The organism is Planktothrix pseudagardhii, from assembly GCF_904830925.1.
Taxonomy (GTDB): Bacteria; Cyanobacteriota; Cyanobacteriia; order Cyanobacteriales; family Microcoleaceae; genus Planktothrix; species Planktothrix tepida.
In genome coordinates, this window is record NZ_LR882967.1 from 2227549 (window position 1) to 2248744 (window position 21196).

General features: G+C 38.7%; 14 protein-coding genes. 12 read left to right on the top strand and 2 right to left on the bottom strand.

The features are described 5' to 3' along the window. Positions 1-7: 7 nt before the first annotated feature. The 10 genes from NMK36_RS09395 to sbcC all read left to right on the top strand — a co-directional run bounded on the left by NMK36_RS09395 (position 8) and on the right by sbcC (position 14858). On the top strand, positions 8-520 hold the full coding sequence (locus NMK36_RS09395) for a YqeG family HAD IIIA-type phosphatase (protein WP_072722265.1): 513 nt from the start codon (positions 8-10) through the stop codon (positions 518-520). 252 nt (positions 521-772) lie between these two features. Continuing rightward, on the top strand, positions 773-1906 hold the full coding sequence (gene proB / locus NMK36_RS09400; protein WP_072722264.1) for a glutamate 5-kinase: 1134 nt from the start codon (positions 773-775) through the stop codon (positions 1904-1906). Between the two features lie 4 nt (positions 1907-1910). After that, positions 1911-2237: an MGMT family protein gene (locus NMK36_RS09405; RefSeq protein WP_072722263.1), complete on the top strand. Its 327-nt coding sequence runs from the start codon at positions 1911-1913 to the stop codon at positions 2235-2237. 159 nt (positions 2238-2396) lie between these two features. Then, positions 2397-3002 (top strand): hypothetical protein, encoded by a 606-nt coding sequence (locus NMK36_RS09410; RefSeq protein ID WP_072722262.1) that lies wholly within the window; start codon positions 2397-2399, stop codon positions 3000-3002. Between the two features lie 21 nt (positions 3003-3023). Next, the gene (locus NMK36_RS09415) at positions 3024-5657 is read left to right on the top strand and encodes a BON domain-containing protein (protein ID WP_083580194.1); all 2634 of its coding nucleotides are present in this window, start codon (positions 3024-3026) and stop codon (positions 5655-5657) included. Next, a complete protein-coding gene (locus NMK36_RS09420) occupies positions 5654-6181 on the top strand; it encodes a Rab family GTPase (RefSeq protein ID WP_072722261.1) in 528 nt (175 codons plus the stop codon). Before NMK36_RS09415 ends, NMK36_RS09420 begins: the two co-directional genes overlap by 4 nt. A gap of 93 nt (positions 6182-6274) precedes the next feature. Continuing rightward, complete coding sequence (locus tag NMK36_RS09425) at positions 6275-8092, top strand: sensor domain-containing diguanylate cyclase (RefSeq protein WP_254173604.1); 1818 nt, start codon at positions 6275-6277, stop codon at positions 8090-8092. A gap of 96 nt (positions 8093-8188) precedes the next feature. Then, positions 8189-10351 carry an adenylate/guanylate cyclase domain-containing protein gene (locus NMK36_RS09430; RefSeq protein WP_072722259.1) on the top strand — a complete coding sequence of 721 codons (2163 nt, stop codon included), beginning with the start codon at positions 8189-8191 and terminating at the stop codon, positions 10349-10351. A 51-nt stretch (positions 10352-10402) separates the two neighbouring features. Then, on the top strand, positions 10403-11536 hold the full coding sequence (locus tag NMK36_RS09435) for a HetZ-related protein 2 (RefSeq protein WP_072722258.1): 1134 nt from the start codon (positions 10403-10405) through the stop codon (positions 11534-11536). Positions 11537-11753: 217 nt separating this feature from the next. Then, positions 11754-14858 (top strand): exonuclease subunit SbcC, encoded by a 3105-nt coding sequence (sbcC, locus tag NMK36_RS09440; RefSeq protein WP_254173605.1) that lies wholly within the window; start codon positions 11754-11756, stop codon positions 14856-14858. A gap of 17 nt (positions 14859-14875) precedes the next feature. On the opposite strand, the gene NMK36_RS09445 is transcribed toward sbcC, so the two are convergent. Further along, positions 14876-17440, bottom strand: a complete 2565-nt coding sequence (locus tag NMK36_RS09445) for an adenylate/guanylate cyclase domain-containing protein (protein WP_072722256.1) — start codon at positions 17438-17440, stop codon at positions 14876-14878. 178 nt (positions 17441-17618) lie between these two features. After that, positions 17619-18752: a glycosyltransferase family 4 protein gene (locus tag NMK36_RS09450; RefSeq protein ID WP_072722255.1), complete on the bottom strand. Its 1134-nt coding sequence runs from the start codon at positions 18750-18752 to the stop codon at positions 17619-17621. 352 nt (positions 18753-19104) lie between these two features. On the opposite strand from NMK36_RS09450, the gene NMK36_RS09455 reads away from it, so the two are divergent. Together NMK36_RS09455 and NMK36_RS09460 are read left to right on the top strand one after the other, a co-directional pair. After that, positions 19105-20412 carry a glutamate-5-semialdehyde dehydrogenase gene (locus NMK36_RS09455; RefSeq protein WP_254173606.1) on the top strand — a complete coding sequence of 436 codons (1308 nt, stop codon included), beginning with the start codon at positions 19105-19107 and terminating at the stop codon, positions 20410-20412. A gap of 127 nt (positions 20413-20539) precedes the next feature. Beyond that, complete coding sequence (locus NMK36_RS09460) at positions 20540-21070, top strand: opioid growth factor receptor-related protein (RefSeq protein ID WP_254173607.1); 531 nt, start codon at positions 20540-20542, stop codon at positions 21068-21070. The last annotated feature ends 126 nt before the right edge of the window (positions 21071-21196 follow it).

Here is a 21196-nt window from a genome sequence, read left to right on the forward strand (position 1 = left end):
AATTATTATGTCTTGGGGGAAACTCTTACAACCTGATTTAGTTTTGGGAGATTGCGTTGTCCATTTGACGGCGGATCTATTAGAACAGCACCAAATTAAAGGAATGGTGCTAGATGTGGATGAAACCTTAGTTCCGATTACGGAAAAGTCCGTGTCTGAACATCTTAAAGGTTGGATCGATACCCTCAAACCTCATACTTGTCTATGGTTGGTGAGTAACAATATTAGCCAAGCTCGGATTGGTAGTATTGCTGAAACGTTAAATTTGCCCTACATTAGTGGCGCTGGTAAACCTTCTCGTCGGAAACTCAAGCGAGCCGTTGAAGCGATGGATTTACCCGTAGAACAGGTGGCAATGGTGGGCGATCGCTTATTTACAGATGTTTTGGCGGGAAACCGTTTAGGAATGTTTACAATCCTGGTAGAGCCGATGGTTGATCCCACCATGATGCCTCCAGCTAATTCTGTTCGTAATATTGAAGTGTGGCTCTCCAAAATGCTAGGGGCAACCCTGCACTGATTCAAACGGCAATCGGTTTTTTCTGTAACCAAAATAACTTAAAATCTAAAGAAAAGATTATGAAATTTCAACGGGTTAAAGTTTTATGGGATCATGATAATGACTTAATAACAAATCGGGTCAGCTTATATAAAGACCCTAATTTGATAAAATCTTAAATTCCTGTGTAAAACGCCAGCCTTCCCTGCTTTGGGGGGGTTGGCGTTTTACGGTGAGTCATTAACCGTCAACTGTCAACCGTCAACACCCTTTATGTCTCAAACCCTTGTTATCAAAATTGGTACATCGAGTTTAACCCAGGCTACAACTGGACATTTAGCGTTATCGACGTTGGCAACCTTAGTCGAAACCTTGACTCGGTTACGATATCAGGGGTATCGAGTGGTTTTGGTTTCTTCCGGTGCGGTCGGAGTGGGACGCGATCGCTTAGGATTAACCGAACGTCCCCGCACTATTGCTTTAAAACAAGCGGTAGCCGCCGTGGGTCAAGGTCGGTTGATGCGCGTTTATGATGATTTATTTAGTTCCCTCCAACAACCCATTGCTCAAGTCCTGCTGACACGGGGAGATTTAGTTCAACGTAACGGTTATGTGAATGTTTATAATACGTTTCAACAATTGTTAAAATTAGGCGTTATTCCCATTGTTAATGAAAATGATACCGTTGCCGTTGATGAACTAAAATTTGGGGATAATGATACTCTTTCGGCATTAGTTGCGAGTTTAGTAGAGGCGGATTGGTTATTTTTATTAACAGATGTTGATCAATTATATTCAGCCGACCCGCGTGAAAATCCCAATGCTCAACCCATTAGTTTAATCACCAGTATGAAACAATTGGAAGAATTTCAAGTGCAAACGGGAGATTCTCGCAGTGGGTGGGGAACGGGAGGGATGATTACGAAAATTGAAGCAGCCAGAATTGCTACGGGATCAGGGGTGAGAACGGTGATTACAGAGGGAAAATACCCCCAAAATTTAGAAAAAATCCTGCAAGGGGAAGCCATTGGGACTCAATTTGAACCCCAAATTCGACCTGTTAATGCTCGAAAACATTGGATTGCTAATGTATTAATTCCACTGGGTAAACTGTATTTAGATGCAGGGGCTGTTAAAGCAATTTCTCAACGGGGGAAATCTCTATTAGCGGCAGGAATCACGAAAATTGATGGAGAATTTACGGTTCAGGATTCGGTACAAATTTGTGATTTAGAAGGACAGGAAATTGCTAGGGGTTTAGTTAATTATAATCGTGGAGAATTACAAAAAATCAAGGGTTTGCATTCGGATAAAATTCCTGAAATTTTAGGGTATGAAGGTGCAGAAACAGTGGTTCATCGAGATAACTTAGTGATCAGGGAACAGGGAATAGGGAACTGGGAGTAGAAATATGTCAAAGTATGAGCAAATCTATGCCATTGTCTCTCAAATTCCTTGGGGAAAAGTTGCGACCTATGGACAGATTGCAGAACTCGCTAATTTAGGTCAGCAGGCGCGTTTAGTCGGTTATGCTTTATATAAAATTCCTTTAGAAACTTCCGATATTCCTTGGCATCGAGTTATTAATGCAAAAGGAGAAATTTCCCATTCCTTGTGGCGTAAAGGTACAGATTTTCTTCAGCGATCGCTTTTAGAAGCAGAAGGAATTCAATTTAACGCTCAAAATAAAATTAATCTTTCTGAGTATCTTTGGATACCTCAAATCCAGGACATCTAAACTCGAAGATTGTCCGAAAACTGGGAATGAATAGAGGGGTCAGACCCCCTACAGACTAGGGCGTGCTCAGTTGTAACCAAAATTGTAGCCTAACTTCAATCTAAAGTAGGACATCAAAACTTTGCTGATGAAAGAAAACCGAATCTAGAGGACGTAAACATGGCTGAAATCACGAAAGAAGAAATGCGAGAGCGTTTAGGCAATATCGACCAAATCCGTGATATTATCTTTGGATCTCAACTCCGAGACTATAACGGTCGGTTTGAAAAAATGGAGTCAGATCTCGCAACTCTACAACAAGATATCCAAGATCGTGTTGAACAACTGAAAACGGTTTTAACGTCAGAAATCAAGTCCTCTGTAGAAAATTTAGATAAAAAAATCAAAATTCTGACCTTAAATTCCCAGGAAGAATTAACAGATCTGCGACAACAAACCGATCGACTCAACCGCAAATTTTCCAGCAGTATTGAAGCGTTAGATGAAGCTTTAGATCAACAAACTAATTCTCTACGCGAAGAATTAGGACAAACTCGTGATCAATTACAAGAGGAGGTTCGCAATCTTAAAAACCAAGTATTAGAAGAACTGGAGCGACGCTTTTCTCTATTAACAGAAGTCAAAGTCTCCCGCGATGATATGGCTGAAGTGCTATTTGAAGTTGGGATGAGATTAAAAGGAACTGAATTTGTCCCGGCGATCAAACAAGCCGCCGATGATCAAGCCAATGGAAGTTTTGCACTTCCTGAACATCACCACTTTTAAATTCTAAATTCGGTCAAAACTATGACCTCTTCTCAGGATAATTTAAGCTCTATTGATCAACAACAGGGGATAACCTCTCAACAGAATTCATCCGATGCTGTTGAGGGTGATCCTCTAGCATCGTTGATCAATTTATTACTAGATTTAAACCTGAGTCATGAGTCTAAATCTCCTCCTTCTCCCTCAATATTACCCCTAGACCCAGAACCATTCCCCACCCCCTTAACGGTTGATTCTGTAGTCTCTGAGCCTGAGTTTCTTAACTCAAATCCATCGATTCGTCCTGTGCCTTTTCAACCTTCAACGCCAGAAGATGATGGGGTTTTGCGACTCCTTCCCTTATTGGAAAAACCTCCTTCTGCGGCAATGGACATTGACTATTCCGTAAGCAAAATAGAAGAGAATTTCCCTTCAATTCCTTCCTCAACACCCTCTCAAAATTTAGAAGCTTCTGTTGAGCTAAAATCAACCGAGGAAATTCCTGAAATTGTTTCATCTAATCGGGAGAAAATTGAAGAAGATGATCCTTCTGATCTTCTTGATTTAAAAGCTCTTGAACCTTTATTAAAAGCCTTTAATTTAGATCAACCTTCGCTTCAACAGAATTCCCAAAATACGGAATTAAAAGTATCCAAACCCTCAGAGATCAAAAAAGCTTCTAATCCTGATGATCCCTTAGAGCAATTACAAGAGTTAATGTTTGGCTCTAACTTAACGGATGATTTAGAAGAATTGAAAAATCAACTGTTAGGATCGGAATTACCGGAAGTGCGAGAACTGGTAGACCGGATTACACAGCAACTCAATCGCATTGAAATCCAAATTTATGAACCGCAAAAATTAATTGAACTGTTGCTTCCCAGTATTGGTCAACTTTTAAATTTAAAAGTTAATGAATCCAAAGAGGAGCTTATTCAAGCTTTTATTCCAATTATTGATGAAGTGATTCGAGGAAAAGGTCAAACGGATCGAATGGCGATGAGTGCTGCTATTGCGGATTTAATTCCTGAAGCGATTAAAAAACAAATTCAGGATTCTCCTAAAGAAATTGCTCAAGCGATTGGGCCAGAAATTGGGGCGGCTATTCGAGAACAAATTAGAATTGATCGCAATGAAATTGCCGAAGCTTTAGCACCGATGATGGGTCGGACAATTAAAGAACAAATTAGTTTAGAACGAGATTCAATGGTGGATGCGTTGTATCCGGTGATTGGGAGTACGATTAGCCGCTATTTAGGGGAAGCCATTAAAGATATTAATGACAAAGTAAATAGTGCTTTGAGTATGCAAGGAATCAAACGGAAAATTCAATCGAAAGTTCAAGGGGTATCGGAAGCGGAACTGATTTTAATGGAAGTGAGTAATTTTATCGTGCAAGCGGTATTTTTAATTCATAAAGGTTCCGGTTTAGTCATTGCTCAAATGCAACAACCCGATCAACAACTTGAAGCCGAAATGATCGGTGGAATGTTAACGGCAATTCGCAGTTTTGTGAATGATTGTATTGTAAAAACGGGTGAAGTCTCAGAACTGAATGAAATTGAGTATGGGGATTCTAAAATTATTATCGAAGTCGCTGGATATTGTTATTTAGCAATTGTAGTAAAAGGAGAACCCCCCAAAGAATTTATTAAAAAAATCCGCCAAACGATGACGACTTTAATTGTCAAATATAGTCAGCCGATTGAAGAGTTTGAAGGCGATCCCGATTCAGTTCCTGATGGAATTCCGTGCCAGCTTGAAGCTTTAATGCGGTTTGGAACTGATATAAAAGTTTATCAAAAGCCAACCACTCTTTTAATTGGTGGCGCAGTGGTACTAAGTTTGATTTTAATTTCTTTGGGAATTTATCAATACCGCCAGATGAATTTGCGCCAATTAGAAGCTACATTAACGACAAAATTAGGATCAGAACCTGAGTTAGCGATTTATCCTTTATCCGTTCAAGTGCAGGGAAAAATACTAGAATTAGAAGGGAAAGTTCCGACGGCTAGATTGAAAGATAAAGCGAAAGCGATCGTTCAACAAACGGCTCCTAATTTTCAAATTGAGAATCGAATTATTGCAGTTAAACTTCCTCCCGATCCGGTTAAAGTTGCCAGCGAAGTTAAGCAAATGGTAATATTGCTGAATCAAATCAGTGGGATTTCTATTTCGGCTGATTATCAAAGCTCTCAAGTTACCTTGAAAGGAAAAGTAATTAAAGCTGAAGATATCCAGAAAATCACCCAAGCCTTTGAGAAAATTGAGGGGGTAGATTCTGTCGTTGCCAATCTGGTTGTACAACCCCTTCCGATTCCGACTCGGATTTATTTTAAGGTGAATTCGGCTGAATTAATCTTGAAAGATTTACGCGGTAAACTTGTCCCTCTGGCTCAATATTTAAAGCGATACCCTGATCTCAAATTACAAATTATTGGTTATAGTCATCAACAGGAAAACGCTGGTAAAAATGATCAGTTGGCCGTAAAACGGGCTCAAACCGTTCAAAATATTTTGGAGGATTTAGGGATTGATCGACGAAGGCTGGAAGCGGTCGGAAAAATAGAATATCCTGGGGGAGTAGATGAGAATCAGGAACCTTGGTTGAGTCAAACCGTTTTGTTTGAGATAATACCCTTACAATCAAAAGATAATAAACCCCTGAAACCATGATTTCTAAAAAAATTTGCTTAGTCGGTGATTTTGGAGTCGGAAAAACCAGTTTGATTCGCAGATTTGTGGATCGCCAATTTAGTGATCAATATTTGTCTACGGTGGGAGTTAAAATTTCTCGCAAAGCTGTTGAGATCGTAGCCCTGAATCCTGAAAAAACGGGAACTGTACAATTGTTAATTTGGGATATTGAAGGGCATACTAAATTTAAAGCGATCGCCCCCAGTTATTTACAAGGAGCAAGCGGTACAGTCATTGTTGCAGATGTGACCCGTCAGGAAACGGTAGAACGGCTCTCGGAACATATTGACTTATTTTTATCAGTCAATCCGAAAGGATTTATGGTCATTGCGTTTAATAAAATTGATTTGGTTGACTCAACTGAACTGGAACGAATTGTTAAACTCGCTCCTGATTTTAAGCAATGTGGACAAATTTTAGCCAGCTATCAAACCTCCGCCAAAACCGGGGATCATGTTGATACAATTTTTTACCAACTTTCTCAGAAATTTCTAGCGTCATAAACCATAAAATTTAGTTTTACATTTGTTCTGGGATAAGTTATGAACACACTGTTAAAAAAAATCTTAGCGCCTAAAAACATTGAATATTTGACCATGAATTCAGAGCTTAGGATTGTCGAATTATCTTGGGGTGTCGCCAGATTTGCAGATTGTCCAGAGCAAGTGCGATCTGGAGAAGATGTCTGTGATGCTTTTCCTGAGTTAATTGGATTAGAAGAAACCTTTAAGAAAATTATTAATCATCAAATTAATCAATTTGAAATTAAAGGAATCTGTCGCGGTTTGAGAGAGGAAGAAATTATCTATTTTGATATTTATGTTTTAAATAATCCTGAAATTTCTCTCAATCGTGAAGAATTATTAATTATCTTTGAAGATACAACAGATGGGTTTTTAAAACAACAAAAAATTACTCAAGTTGCGAAAGAATATGGATTGGCTTTAAGTGCTTTAGATAAGACTAAAACCTATCTAAATCAAATCATTAATTCTATGACTGATTTGTTGATTGTAACAGATAATCAGGGAATTATTAAAATTATTAATAGAGCAACCATTGTTTTATTTAACTATTCCCAAGAAGAATTAATTCAACACTCTATTTTTAAATTATTTGAAGATGAAAAAATTACCCATAATTTTAAAGAATCAGAATTCTTAGCTTCTTTTCATTTATTAAATCCGATAAAAATTCTCTGTAAAGCTAAAACTGGAACGTCTTTTCCGATCTCATTTTCTTGTTCCTCCCTCAATTTTGATATTTCTGAAAATCAAGAATTTGTTTGGATCGGTCGAGATATGACGGAACAGAAACGGGTGGAACTTCAGTTACGTCAACAAGGAGAACGTGATCGGCTTTTAAAAACGATTACCCAACGCATTCATCAATCTTTAAGCTTACAAGAAACTTTACAAACAATCGTCGGAGAAATTCTTCATTTTTTACAGGTTGATCGAGTTTTAATTTATCGATTTTTCACCCCAACAGAAGGACGAATAATCGCTGAAACCGTCATCAATTCTTCTATCCCACATCTGAATCCATCTATTTTAACCCCAGATTTTAATTTTCTTTTATTATCTTATTTTAACTCTGGAAAAATCGATGCAATTGATGATGTTTACTTAGTTCCTATTAATTTCCCCTATCTCTATTCTTTACTTCAATTAAAAGTTAAAGCGAGTTTAGTTGTACCGATTCTAATTTATGACTCGTCTCAAGAGTCTAATTCCACCAATCAACTTTGGGGGTTATTAATGGCGCATCAATGCTATCAACCTCGCCATTGGGAAGTCTGGGAAATTAACTTATTAGAGGAATTAGCAACCCAAATTGCTATTGCGTTGCAACAAGCTGAACTTTATGAACAATTACAAATTGCTTATCAAGGATTACAACAGTTAGTGATTCAGGATGGATTAACAGGTCTAGCCAATCGTCGTCATTTTGATCGGATACTTTATCAAGAATGGAATCGATTGAGACGAGAAGGAGCACCTTTATCGTTGCTTTTACTCGATATTGATTATTTTAAACAATACAATGATAGCTATGGACATTTAGCGGGGGATTTTTGTTTACAGGAAGTCGCTCAGATTTTACAGAATATTGTTCAACGAAGTAGCGATTTAGTGGCTCGTTATGGAGGGGAGGAATTTGCTGTAATTTTACCCAATACCCAGACTTCAGAAGCCATTCAGGTTGCAGAAAAAATTCGAGAACAGGTGGAAGCCTTGCAAATTCCCCATCAGGAATCCCAGGTCAGTAATTATGTCACAATGAGTATTGGAGTAGCGACGTTAATTCCTATCGAACATTTAACCCCTCAAATTGTCATTCACACGGCTGATCAAGCTTTATATCAAGCTAAACAAAATGGCCGAAATTGCATTTGTATAGCCTCTCCCTAATTGTACCTTTCATTCGATTGCATCTACCCCAAAATAGTGTGATCTAACGCTAAGATTTGAGAAAAAGAATAACTTTATTGAAGTCATTCAGGGATTATGGATAATTTATTTAAACAGTTTTTAACTCTTCGTCAAATGGATTACTTGATTGTCAATCCAGACTTGAGCATTAAAGAGTTTTCTCCAGGAGTTGTTCGGCTTGCGGAAGATGCTGCATCGATTGTAATCGGAGAAAACGTTCAATCTTATTTTCCTGAACTGTTTGGAACCGAGGAGATCATTGATGCCATTATCCAGGGGGATCAAGATTATTTTGAATTGAATTCCATGAGCCGACAAATCCCGGACAGTGAATTAATTTATTTTAATATGTACTTTTTAGGCGTTTCAATCCAAGGTAAACATATCCCTGAATTAATGATCCTTTTTGAGAATGTTACACAACAAATGCAGTTAGAACAAGCATTAGTTCAAGAAACCAATGAATCTCGGTTGTTGTTAAATGCTTATTCTCATTCTCAACAATATATTGACCGAATTATTACCTCAATGGAGGATATTTTAATTGTTACCAATCAACAGGGTATGATTAAAAAAGTCAATCTGGCTACTTTATCATTGTTAGGATATAATCAATCGGATTTAATTAATAATCCTATCTTTGATTTTCTGGAAGATGACACGGCTTTAAAAGAGTATTTGACCGAATCTTTCCTTAAAAAAGAAGACTTTCTATTTAAGAATTTGGAATTAAGTTGTAAAAAGAAACATGGGGGTCTAATCATCTTAGAATTTTCAATTTCAACTCTAACAACTGATACGGATGATAGCCTTGATTTTATTTATGTAGGGCGGGATGTCACGGCTCGAAAACGTGCTCAACAAAGAATTTTTACTCAATACCAAATTTCTCGAATTCTATCAGAAGCCGCCAATATTCATGAAGCTTTTCTGCAAATTTTATGCTCAATTTGTGAAAGTTGGGGATGGGTTTTAGGCGAAGTTTGGATGTTAGAACCTTTTTCAGCAGATCTGTTAATGTTAGAGAATGAACTGGCTCAAGAGTCTGCTTTTAAAGTAAAGTCAATTAACCCGAAACTTCAGTGTCTTGAAGTCTGGGCAAAACCCATGATTGAATTATCAAAAATTGAAAAGCTGTATGAAAATATAACCTTAGATCTGAATATGGGTTTACCGGGTCAAATTTGGGGAAGTGGATTTGCTCAGTGGAGTGAAGATTTGATGATTGATGAAGGATCTCCTCATCATCATATTGCTCAAGAACTAGGGCTACAGACGGCTTTTGGATTCCCTATTCAAGATGGAAAAGATGTCTTAGGAGTGATGGCTTTTTTCAGTCAAGAAACAACTTCGCCTGATCCAGAATTAATGCAAACTATGACCGCCATTGGTAGTCAGTTAGGTCAGTTTATTAAACGAAAATTGGCAGAAGTTGCACTGCGTTATCAACAGAAACAAACAGAACGCTTACTCTTAAATATTTTACCCGAACCGATTGCAAATCGTCTGAAACAAGAAACAAAAACGATTGCTGAACATTTTGGACAAGTAACTGTTTTATTTGCCGATATTGTTGGATTTACCCAAATTTCATCTTCCTTAAGTCCGATTTCTTTAGTCAATTTACTGAATGAATTATTCTCCAGTTTTGATCGATTAACAGAAAAATATGGATTAGAAAAAATTAAAACCATTGGAGATGCTTATATGGTGGTGGGGGGATTGCCTGATCCTCGGTCTGATCATGCAATTGCGATCGCAGATATGGCATTAGATATGCAAACTGCAATTCTGGAATTTAATCAAACCCATCATAAAGCCTTTAGTGTGCGAATTGGAATTCATAGTGGCCCTGTTGTTGCGGGTGTGATTGGGATTAAAAAATTCTTGTATGATTTATGGGGAGATACGGTTAATATTGCGTCTCGGATGGAATCTCATGGGTTAGCAGGACATATTCAAATAAGTGAAGATACTTATCATCTTTTACCGAAAAAATATGTTGTCGTTAAACGAGGTTTAATTTCAATTAAAGGGAAAGGTAGTATGAATACTTATTTTTTATTAGGTCGAAAAGGAGAAAATTATCTAGCCGTTATTGACAAAATGGTTACGCTGAATGAGCAACAAATAACCGCAGAAACTCAACATTTAGTTGAAATAATCCATAATAAACTCAATGACACTTCTCCAGTTCAAGCCCATAAAATCGATGGTAGCTTACCCGATTTAGGATAAAATAGGAAAACAGCTTAAAATTGATAATTGTTTGCACCTTTTAAATTTTAAATGACGTTATCAGAATCTTGGAAAAATCAGTGGCGTTTTCAACTGGAAAACGACTACCCTCACTTAAACCCAAACACGCGAGAAAGCCTGATTCGTTGGTTACTGGGAGAAAATTCTGAATCCTTAGAGACTCTCCCTCCTGACCAACAAGACCGGATCAAACAAGGGTTAAACTTTCGTTATCGCATTCTACAACAGCGCTATTTAGAGATGTCTCCCGAAAAAGCTTATCGCAATTTAATGCAGCGCTTAGGGAGTTTAGTGATTTTGCGACAAAAAGTTCGCCTGTGGGTTGCTACCAGTCGAGATCGTCAACGTCAAGTGGTGGATGTTTTACAAGAAGTGGTACAGGAAATGTTGAATAGCGATCGCTATTTGCAACAACAAATGCAATGGATTTCTCAATGTACCTCTAATCAACAATTAAGAAATGCTTTACTATTAACAACTGTAGAAGAATATTGTCTGCGTCCTATTCGGAATCAACCGTTATTAGTTTATCGATTTGTTAACTATTTACGTCGCACTCAACGGGGTGGATTAACCCAAGTTCCTACGGGAGAATGGATTAAACAGTTATCTGATGAAATCCTATCCGATGAGACAGATGAAACTATTAGTTTATTCGATCATCAAGCGGTTTCTCACTATGAAGATGAACAATATTTCCAAACCCAACAAAACCAACGGTTAGCTGTTCAAGCAGAATTTGAAGCGTATTTAATTAAAAATGTTGACCCCATTGCGGCAGAATGGTTGCGGTTATATTTACAAGGATTATCCCAAGACGCGATCGCTCAAAAACTAAATTTACCCATTAAACAAATCTATCGACTGCGAGAAAAAGTCAGTTATCATGCCATTAAAAATTTTACTTTAAAACAAAACCCAGAATTAGTCACCAGTTGGTTAGGAACCTCTTTATCAGAACATCGTTTAGGGTTAACATCCCAGCAATGGCAAGAATTTTGGCAAGGTTTAACCCCGACCCAACAGCAAATTATTGAACGTTTAAAAGCGGGGGAAACCTTAGAAACAATTGCTCAAGCCTTAACCCTCAAAATTACCCAAATTCAGCAGGAATGGACGACCCTGTATTTAATGGCTCAAAATCTGCGAAATCAATCAAGTTGATTCCCTTCTATAGTTTTGTTGAAGTCCAACTAACACAAATTGCGTTAATATAAGATTGATGAATGCAGCAACATCCTAAACTTATCCCCGTCAAGATCCAGTTATAGCAGTCGTAGCTAATAGTTAGGACAAGGACTGATGCAGCAAACCTAGGCTTGTGTCTATCTTTTTCTTTCTGTTCCCTGTTCCCTGTTCCCTGTTCCCTGTTATATAACCCATGATTCCCCAAAAACTGACCCTAAAAAATTTCCTCAGCTACCGAGAAGCGACTTTAGATTTTAGTGGTTTACATACCGCTTGTATTTGTGGTTCCAATGGGGCGGGAAAATCTTCCTTATTAGAAGCAATGGCTTGGGCTATTTGGGGAAATAGTCGGGCAGAATCGGAGGATGATATTATCTATATGGGGGAAGTAGAAGCTCGTGTGGATTTTACCTTTATTAATCAGGGGAATTTATATCGGGTGATTCGGAACCGTCGTCGAGGTCAGTCAGGAACCTTAGAATTTCAAGTCGCAACCACTGCGTTACAAGAAATAGAAGATTTAGATACAATTAAATTTCGTCCTCTTACTGAACGAGGGTTAAGAGCGACTCAACAAAAGATTTTAGATTACTTAAAATTAGATTATGATACCTTTATTAATTCTGCTTATTTGAGACAGGGACGGGCGGATGAATTTATGATTAAACGTCCGACAGAACGGAAAGAAATCCTCGCCAGTTTGTTAAAATTAGATCAATATGATGGGTTATCGGAAAAAGCCAAAGATTTAGCGCGTGAGTATAAAGCTCAAGGGGAAGTTTTAGAACAAACTTTAACTACAAATCAAGCTCAAATTGAACAAAAAGGTCAATTAGAACAGGATATTATTCAATTACAAACAACGATTGATCATCTGCAAGAAAAACAAGCCCAAGATCGAGATCATTATCAACAATTACAAGCCCAACAACATCATCGTCAAGCGTGGGAAAAGCTCTTAACAGGACAACAACAACAACATCAAACTTTTGCCCAAGATTATCGACGTTTACAACAGGAATTAGCCGCTACTCAACAGCAACGTCAGGAACTCGAAGGAGTCTTACAACAAGAAACGGAAATTCAAACCGGATATCAATATTTTCAAACGCTACAAACAACGGAAGAATCTCTATCAAGTCAATTTAAACTGTATCAAGAGTATCAACAGCAACGCCAACAATTACAAGAACAACAACGCCAACATCTGAATAGTTTACAACAGCAAATTCAAACGTTACAAGCTCGTTTAGAAGCCTTAACCCAACAGGAACAAGATTATTTACAAATTTTAAGCCAAAAACCTGATATTGAAGCGGGGTTAGAACAGTTACAAACGGCCAGAACTCGGTTAAATCAGTTTGATCAATTGCAATTAGAAGTAACGCCACTTTTACAACATCGTCAACGCCTACAAACCGAGTTAGATCGATCTCAATCTCGTCAACAAGCTCGGTTAGAAGAATTAAAAACCTCCGTCGGAAAACTCCAACGAACCCTCAAACAACATCGCCCCCAATTAGAAGCACAATTAGAAACTATTGCGAATCAAATTACAGAATTAGATAAGAAAAAAGTTTATCAACTGCGGGTGCGAGAAAAAGGGCAAGAACGCCATACTTTTATGGAACGTTTGAATAATTCTAAACGAGATTATGAAGAAAAATTAGCAGAATTAGAACAAAAAATTCAACTATTATCAAAATCGGAATCTGAGGAAAAAGAAACTGATGATGCACCGTTATTGCGATCTCAATTTCCCCCCTGTCCCTTATGCGATCGCCCCTTAGATGAACATCACTGGAATCTTGTGATTTCTAAGCATCAAAATCAACAACAAGAATTCAGAAATCAAATTTGGGTCGTTCATGAACAATTAGTCGTTGCGGATCGAGAACTGAAAATTTTACAAGAGGAATATCGACAAATTCAACAGGATTTATTACCCTATGAAGAATTGCGAGAACACCGAGGAAAGATTCAAGCACAATTAGAAGGTTTGTATCAAGATGAACAGCAGTTACAACAACTGATTTTAGAACAGAAATCTGTTCAAGATATGTTAGAAACGGGAAGTTATGCAACGGATTTATATGCAGAATTGCAGGATTTAGAACAAAAATTAAGCCAAATTAATTATAATGAACAAAGCCATGCTTTAGCCAGAAATGAGGAAAAACGCTGGCGTTGGGCAGAAATTAAATATAGTCAAATTCGGGATGCTGAAGATAAATTAACAAAAATAACGACTCAAAAGCCTGAATTAGAAACTCAAATTCAAACATCAACCCAAACTTTAACCGAACAGAAAAATAATTCTGAAATTCAACAACGAATTGTTACGATAGAGCAAAAAATAACCGCAATGGGTTATAATGTAGAAGAACATAATCGCATTCGTTCTGAGTTACGTCAAGCCCAAGTTTGGTTAACTCGTACAGAACAATTAAACCAAGCCAAACAACAATATCCGATTCTTAAACAGCGCATTGAGGAATTAGAAACCCTAACTCAAGAACGGGTAAAAAATTTACAAGCCATTCAAGGACAAATTGAACTATTACAACAGCAATTAAGAGAAACTCCCGACCCCACAGAAGCGTTAAAACAGTTAGACCAATTAATTCAACAACAACAACTAAAATTAGATAGTTATTTAGGTCAATTAGGCAGTTTACAACAACAACAAACCCAACTTGATCAGCTAAACACTCAACAAACAGAATTAAAAACCCAACTCGATACAGTTCGCCGTCAATATCGAGTTTATCAAGAATTAGCGCAAGCCTTTGGAAAAAATGGCATTCAAGCGTTAATGATTGAGAATATTTTACCAGAGTTAGAAGCAGAAACCAATCAAATTTTATCTCGATTATCTGCAAATCAACTTCATGTTCAATTTGTCACCCAACGCACCGGACGCAGTACCCGATCTGCAAAAACCGCTAAAATGATTGAAACCTTAGAAATTTTAATTGCGGATGCGCGGGGAACTCGTTCTTATGAAACCTATTCGGGGGGAGAAGCCTTTAGAATTAATTTTGCGATTCGGTTAGCGTTAGCTAAATTGTTAGCACAACGGGCGGGAACCTCTCTACAAATGTTAATTATTGATGAAGGTTTTGGAACCCAAGATGCAGAAGGATGCGATCGCTTAATAGCGGCAATTAATGCGATCGCTTCTGATTTTGCTTGTATTCTGACTGTTACCCATATTCCCAGTTTAAAAGAAGCCTTTCAAGCTCGAATTGAAGTGCATAAAACCAGTCAAGGTTCGCAAATTTATCTGTCAATTTAAGGGTAAAGAATGGAATATTATTTGGTTGTCATGGTATAAACTCCATCCCATTCTTCAGGAACAGACGTTTGTAAATATTGTTGCGATCGCGCAATATGAATTTGTACCGCCCGATCATCTGGACGCATTTTTTTTGCTTCTTCAAAAATCAAAATTGCTTGTTTAAACTCTCTCGTTAAATAAGCTATTCTGCCTTGATTAAAACAATCTAAAAACTCTTTCGTAGATGAATCTAAGGAAACAGAACGATTACTAATTAACTCATAAATACTCACCGCCTGATGTTTTCCTTTCACTCGAACCCGATCTAATTCTCGCACCCAAATTTTATCTCGACATAAATGATAAGTCATCTCACTAATAATAATATCACAGCCATATTGTTTCGTAATTTGTTCCAGACGGGAACTTAAATTCACCCCATCTCCAATCACCGTATAATCCATCCGTTTTTGTGATCCAATATTTCCCGATACCACTTCACCCGAACTCATCCCAATCCCAATTTTAATTTGGGGTTCATCGGGTCGCATTTGGTTAAATTCCTTTAAGCGTCGGCGCATATCTAAAGCTGATTGTACCGCCATCCACGCATGATTATCTCGCAAAGGAAGCGGTGCACCAAAAACCGCCATTAACGCATCGCCAATAAATTTATCTAAGGTTCCTTCATGGGAAAAAACCGCTTCTACCATCGTTTCAAAATATTGGTTTAATAATGCAACAACATCCGACGCTTCTAAATTTTCAGTTAAGGTTGTATAACCCCGAATATCTGAAAATAAAATCGTAACTTCTTTACGTTCTCCCACCATTAATACATCTTCTCCAAGCGCCATCACCTGTTCAGCAACACCCGGAGTCATATACCGATACATAGTCGTTTTCATCCGTTTTTCGCGGCTAATATCTTCTAACACCACTAACCCCCCTCGAACCCCTCCTTCTGGGTTAGTCAGGGGATTTACAGTTAAATTTATACTGCGTTCAATTTCCCGAAATTGTGTTATAGGATCAAGGGTTCCCTTGGGTTGTAAAGGAGTCGCTTCTCCCCAAGGATAATAAATCTCAGCATGATAGCGATCAGGAATCACTAAAGTCGGAATTAAGCCCGCAATTTTTCCTTGGGGTTCTTCTTGTTTAATTAAACCCACTGTTAAACTTTGTTCAGGGACATAATGACGCGCCGCATTGCGTAAACTATCTTCTAAACGGAATCTTAAATTTTCAATGGGTACAACATCCCACACATAACGACCCGTTAATTTTTCTTCCCAATATTGACGAATGGTGCGATCATTGGTTTGGGGTTTGGGACAGCCTAATAATTCCAAAGCAGCATCATTAATCGTGACAATTCTTCCTTGTAAATCCGTCGAAATTACTACATCAGAAAGACTTTGTAAAATATCCTTCTGATATTGTTTTTCCACCATCACATTTTCAAATAACTGAGCATTTTGTAAGGCGATTCCCGCTTGAGCATTAAATGCCCTTAAAAATTCCTCATCAGAATTGGTAAAGCTGCCTTTATTTTTATTAATTAACTGCGTTACCCCGATCAATTCTCCAGCCCCATTATAAACAGGCATACATAAAATATTGCGGGTTTGATAGCCCGTCCTGCGATCAGTTGTAGGGTCAAACCGAGGATCGCAATAGGCATCAGGAATATTCAAAACTTGACCCGTAGAAGCCACATATCCCGCAATTCCTCGATTAGCCGGAATCCGAATTTCCATCATTTGTGAACCATCAGCCGTGGCAACTTTTGTCCACAATTCATGGGTTTCTTTTTTTAATAAAAATAACGTGCTGCGATCGGCTTGCATTAAATCTCTCGCCTGTTCCATCACCGCTTTTAAAGTTGTTTCTAAATCCAAACTTTGCCCTAAAGTTGTTGTTGCTTTTAATAAAGCAGCCACTCCCCGTTGATTTCGCGCCGCAACAAAAAACGATTGACAACTTTCTAAAATAATCCCAATAGCATCTGCAAAAGAACGAAATTGTTGTTCATCTTCTTCTGTAAAAGCCAAATCTCCGGCTTTATTCAACAACCGTACCACAGCCACCGCTTCCTCTGGGTTTTGACTGCTGAAAATGGGCATACACAAAATCGTGTGAGTATGATACCCGGCGGGTTCATCCACTTCCGCTTCAAATAACGGACAATTGTGGGCATCTGCCACATTCATGGCTTCCCCCGTCCGGGCCACATACCCTAAAATTCCCGCATCTATCGGTAAACGGATTTCTTTTGCCTGTCCCGTTTCTTCATCAACTTTGGTATACCAGAGTTGATTCTTGCTGCGATTAATTAAAAATATTGTTGTACAATCCGCTTGTAAAATTTGCCCAATTTTGAGGGTAAAGGCATCAAGCAACTGTTCTAAGAGGGTTTCGATCGCTTCATTATTGATCAGATCAATTGCCCGAAGAAATTGCTGAAATTCTGCGGTAATAAAATCTAAAATGCAAATAAATTCCCCAATTGGCAGGTTTTTAACACGCGCTGCCAAGAGGCCCATACGATCCACTTGTGTCAGCGTAGCTAAGATGCTACCAGCATTAGAAAAAGTCATGGGAAGGGGATAGTTTGGGTGATGGAGATAAAACGGTCGGACTCTGATCCCAAAGGGTTAAGTGGCTTTGATGGAATAGAACCTTCCCAACTAAGAGAGACAGAATGAGTAGATGATAGCAGACAAAGGATGGTCATGGCTTCCATCCTCGTCTTCAGTCTAAAGTTTCTGACGAACCCTAAGCAGCAGAAGACAAAGAGTAACGACTGAGAATCCCTAGATAATAGGAGCGTAATTGTTGGGTTGCAGCTGCCCATCCCCAACGTTCTGCTTCTAAACGAGCATTTTGGCGCAGGGTTTCCCGTTCTTCGGGGTTTGCCAATAATCGTTGGGTTGCTGTCATTGCGCCTTCTTCGTCATCGGGATCAAACAAATAGCCATTGATGCCATCGGTGACAATATCAGGAATTCCCCCAGACCGAGCGGCTACCACCGGCGTTCCTGCGGCCATTGCTTCTAATAACACTAACCCTAGGGTTTCGGTACGGGAGGGAAAAATAAACGCATCCGCCGACGCATAGGCTGTTGCTAACTCTTTCCCTCGGAGATAACCGACAAAATGGGTGGGAGTTCCCTGAAAATGGGTTTCTAGGACTTGACGATTAGGGCCATCTCCAACGAGGGCTAAACGAGCATTCGGAATTTGTTCTAAAACAGGTTTGATTCGTTCAATTTCTTTTTCTGCCCCCAAACGGCCAACATAGAGTAATAAATGACAATCGGGATGTCCTTGACTAAGGCGATCGCGCATTTCTCGGCTGGCTAAGGAGGGTTGAAACAGTTCCGTATCGACTCCCCGTTGCCATAAATCCAGACGTTCAATCCCGTGATTCCCCAGTTCTTGTACCATTGCTGTTGAGGTACAAAGATTTAATTGAGCTTGGTTATGGGCTGCTCGTAACATACTCCACAGTACCTCCTCCAACATTCCCAAACCATAATGGTGCAAATATTGGGGTAAATGGGTATGATACGATGCAACTAAAGGAATATTTAACTTTTTGGCATAATATAAGCCCCCTAACCCTAAAATAGCTGGATTCGCCACATGAATCACATCCGGTCGAAATTTCTCTAACTCAACCCGAATACCGGGATGGGGAATTCCCAGTTTTAACTCTGGATACAAGGGTAAAGGAACGCCCTCAACCCCATAAATTCTAGCCCCTTTATATTCCGTGAGTCCCCCTGCTGGTGAAATCACTAATACTTCGTCTCCCAACCGTTGTAACTGTTCGACCGTATGACACAGCCGCGTCACAATCCCATCAATTTTGGGCAAAAAGGTCTCAGTGAAAAGAGCGATTCGCATACAAGCTATACACTGATGTCAATAGTCCTAGCTTTCTCATCATCTCAGAATTTGTCATTGCTGTTAATGGTTGGACAGTTATCAGTTATCAGTTATCAGTCTAAGAGTTAACCATCAATCAGCTAATGACTATTACTTACTTTTCCTTCATCCCCTCATCCCCTCATCCCCTCATCCCCTCATCCCCTCATCCCCTCATCCCCTCATCCCCTCATCCCCTCATCCCCTCATCCCCTCATCCCCTCATCCCCTTGTCCCCTTGTCCCCCCGTCTCCCGTTCCCTCTTCCCTCTTCCCTGCTATATCATAAAAAATATTGATCTTTTTCCAGATTTAGGGGTTAAATTTTAACAATGACAGTTTCGGAAACTCGTTCTATTCCTCTGGTTGATTTAGCTGCAAAAACTCGTTTAGCGGCACAGAAATTAGCAGGATTATCAACAGTAGAAAAAAATCAAGCCATTGAAGCCGTTGCTCAAGCCTTAGAAGCAGCAGCACCAGAAATTATTGCAGCGAATGAAGCCGATTGTCGTGCCGCAGAAGCCGAAGGAATTCCCAAACCGTTATATAATCGTCTTAAATTTGATGCGACTAAATTAAACAGTACCATTGCCGGATTACGAGACGTTGCTAAGTTACCCGACCCCGTAGGAGTGGTACAAATTCATCGGGAATTAGATCAAGGATTAACACTGAAAAGAATCACTTGTCCGCTAGGAGTTTTAGGGGTAATTTTTGAAGCCCGTCCTGAAGCAGTCATTCAAATTTCTGCCTTAGCCATTAAATCAGGAAATGGGGTAATTTTAAAAGGGGGAAAAGAAGCGATTCATTCCTGTCAAGCTTTAGTGAATGCGATTCGTCAAGGATTATCTCAAACGGCGGTTAATCCTGAAGCGGTGCAACTATTAACTACACGGGAAGAAATTTTAGAATTATTGCGATTAGATGATTATGTTGATTTAATTATTCCGCGAGGTTCTAATTCTTTCGTTAAGTTTGTTCAGGATAATACTCGCATTCCGGTGTTAGGTCATGCCGAAGGCATTTGTCATGTTTATATTGACAAATTGGCGGATATTAAAAAAGCCATAGCCATTACTGTTGATTCTAAAATTCAATATCCGGCTGCCTGTAATGCTGTAGAAACCTTATTAGTGCATCAAGAAATAGCCTCTCAATTTTTATTAAAAGCGGTAACAGCCTTACAAGCTAAAAATGTAGAATTGCGCGGAGATGCTCAAACTTTAGCAATGGTTAATATTAAGCCAGCAACGAACGAAGATTGGTCAACAGAATACACCGATTTAATCTTATCGATTAAAATTGTTGAGAATTTAGAAGAAGCGATCGCTCATATTAATACTTACGGTTCCGGCCATACTGATGCCATTGTTACCGAAGATCAAACCGCAGCCAATATCTTTTTAAATCAAGTGGATGCGGCGGGAGTTTTTCATAATTGTTCCACTCGTTTTGCAGATGGATTTCGGTATGGTTTCGGTGCAGAAGTGGGAATTAGTACCCAACAAATGCCTCCTCGCGGCCCCGTTGGTTTAGAAGGATTAGTGACTTATAAATATCAAATTGTTGGGGATGGACATATTGTAGCAACTTATTCGGGTAGCAACGCTAAACCGTTTACCCATCGAGATTTGTTATGATTATAGGGGGACAAGGGGAGGAGGAAAAAGTAACTAACTAATAGTTATTAGTTACCAGTCATTAGCTGATTGATGCTTAACTCTTCGACTGATAACTGATAACTGATAACTGACAACTGATAACGCTATGGCTAACAATCAGGATATTATTATTTTGTTTTATTTAGGCTTATCTCCTGATCATAAAGGACGGAAAATCGAGGAGATTTGGCAATGGGATCATGACCGATTAGAATATACCCATGATTATATTCAATGGCTATTTCCATTACTGGAAAAAAGCCGTTTTAATCGGGATGCGCCTACCTTAAATCTGTCTATTATTGAAACCTTTAAAAATACTAAAGAATTAAAACAACGTTTACATCAATCTTTATTATTAATGTTAGATTTCTATGGTCTAAAATTAGAGTGTCAGCCATCTCAAACGATACAAATTATTCCCAGTGAAACTTATCCAACCCGAAAAAAACAGTGGGTGGGTTGGCGGGATCATAACTATTTACGTCTGACTCGCATTTTAACCAGTTTAAGATTATTAGGATTAGAAACTCAGGCTAAAGCCTTGTTTCAATGTTTAGATCAAATTTATCAAGAAGAACAAGATAAAATCGGGTTAGAAACTTATATGTATTGGAAAAATGCTTTAAGAAGTTAATTTGGGTAAGCCCAGAGGGGTCGTAGATGATATTTTATAGGCATTGATAGAACTTTCGTCAGAAGTCAGGGAGGGGAAAAATGTTCAACCCAGGAAAGAGTAAGCAGTAAAATAACGTGAGTTCGA

What these genes read in the sequence shown, in the direction of transcription:
- NMK36_RS09395 (WP_072722265.1), top strand. Translation starts at nt 8, where the DNA reads ATGTCTTGGGGGAAACTCTTACAACCTGATTTAGTTTTGGGAGATTGC.
- proB (WP_072722264.1), top strand. Translation starts at nt 773, where the DNA reads ATGTCTCAAACCCTTGTTATCAAAATTGGTACATCGAGTTTAACCCAG.
- NMK36_RS09405 (WP_072722263.1), top strand. Translation starts at nt 1,911, where the DNA reads ATGTCAAAGTATGAGCAAATCTATGCCATTGTCTCTCAAATTCCTTGG.
- NMK36_RS09410 (WP_072722262.1), top strand. Translation starts at nt 2,397, where the DNA reads ATGGCTGAAATCACGAAAGAAGAAATGCGAGAGCGTTTAGGCAATATC.
- NMK36_RS09415 (WP_083580194.1), top strand. Translation starts at nt 3,024, where the DNA reads ATGACCTCTTCTCAGGATAATTTAAGCTCTATTGATCAACAACAGGGG.
- NMK36_RS09420 (WP_072722261.1), top strand. Translation starts at nt 5,654, where the DNA reads ATGATTTCTAAAAAAATTTGCTTAGTCGGTGATTTTGGAGTCGGAAAA.
- NMK36_RS09425 (WP_254173604.1), top strand. Translation starts at nt 6,275, where the DNA reads ATGAATTCAGAGCTTAGGATTGTCGAATTATCTTGGGGTGTCGCCAGA.
- NMK36_RS09430 (WP_072722259.1), top strand. Translation starts at nt 8,189, where the DNA reads ATGGATAATTTATTTAAACAGTTTTTAACTCTTCGTCAAATGGATTAC.
- NMK36_RS09435 (WP_072722258.1), top strand. Translation starts at nt 10,403, where the DNA reads ATGACGTTATCAGAATCTTGGAAAAATCAGTGGCGTTTTCAACTGGAA.
- sbcC (WP_254173605.1), top strand. Translation starts at nt 11,754, where the DNA reads ATGATTCCCCAAAAACTGACCCTAAAAAATTTCCTCAGCTACCGAGAA.
- NMK36_RS09445 (WP_072722256.1), bottom strand. Translation starts at nt 17,440, where the DNA reads ATGACTTTTTCTAATGCTGGTAGCATCTTAGCTACGCTGACACAAGTG.
- NMK36_RS09450 (WP_072722255.1), bottom strand. Translation starts at nt 18,752, where the DNA reads ATGCGAATCGCTCTTTTCACTGAGACCTTTTTGCCCAAAATTGATGGG.
- NMK36_RS09455 (WP_254173606.1), top strand. Translation starts at nt 19,105, where the DNA reads ATGACAGTTTCGGAAACTCGTTCTATTCCTCTGGTTGATTTAGCTGCA.
- NMK36_RS09460 (WP_254173607.1), top strand. Translation starts at nt 20,540, where the DNA reads ATGGCTAACAATCAGGATATTATTATTTTGTTTTATTTAGGCTTATCT.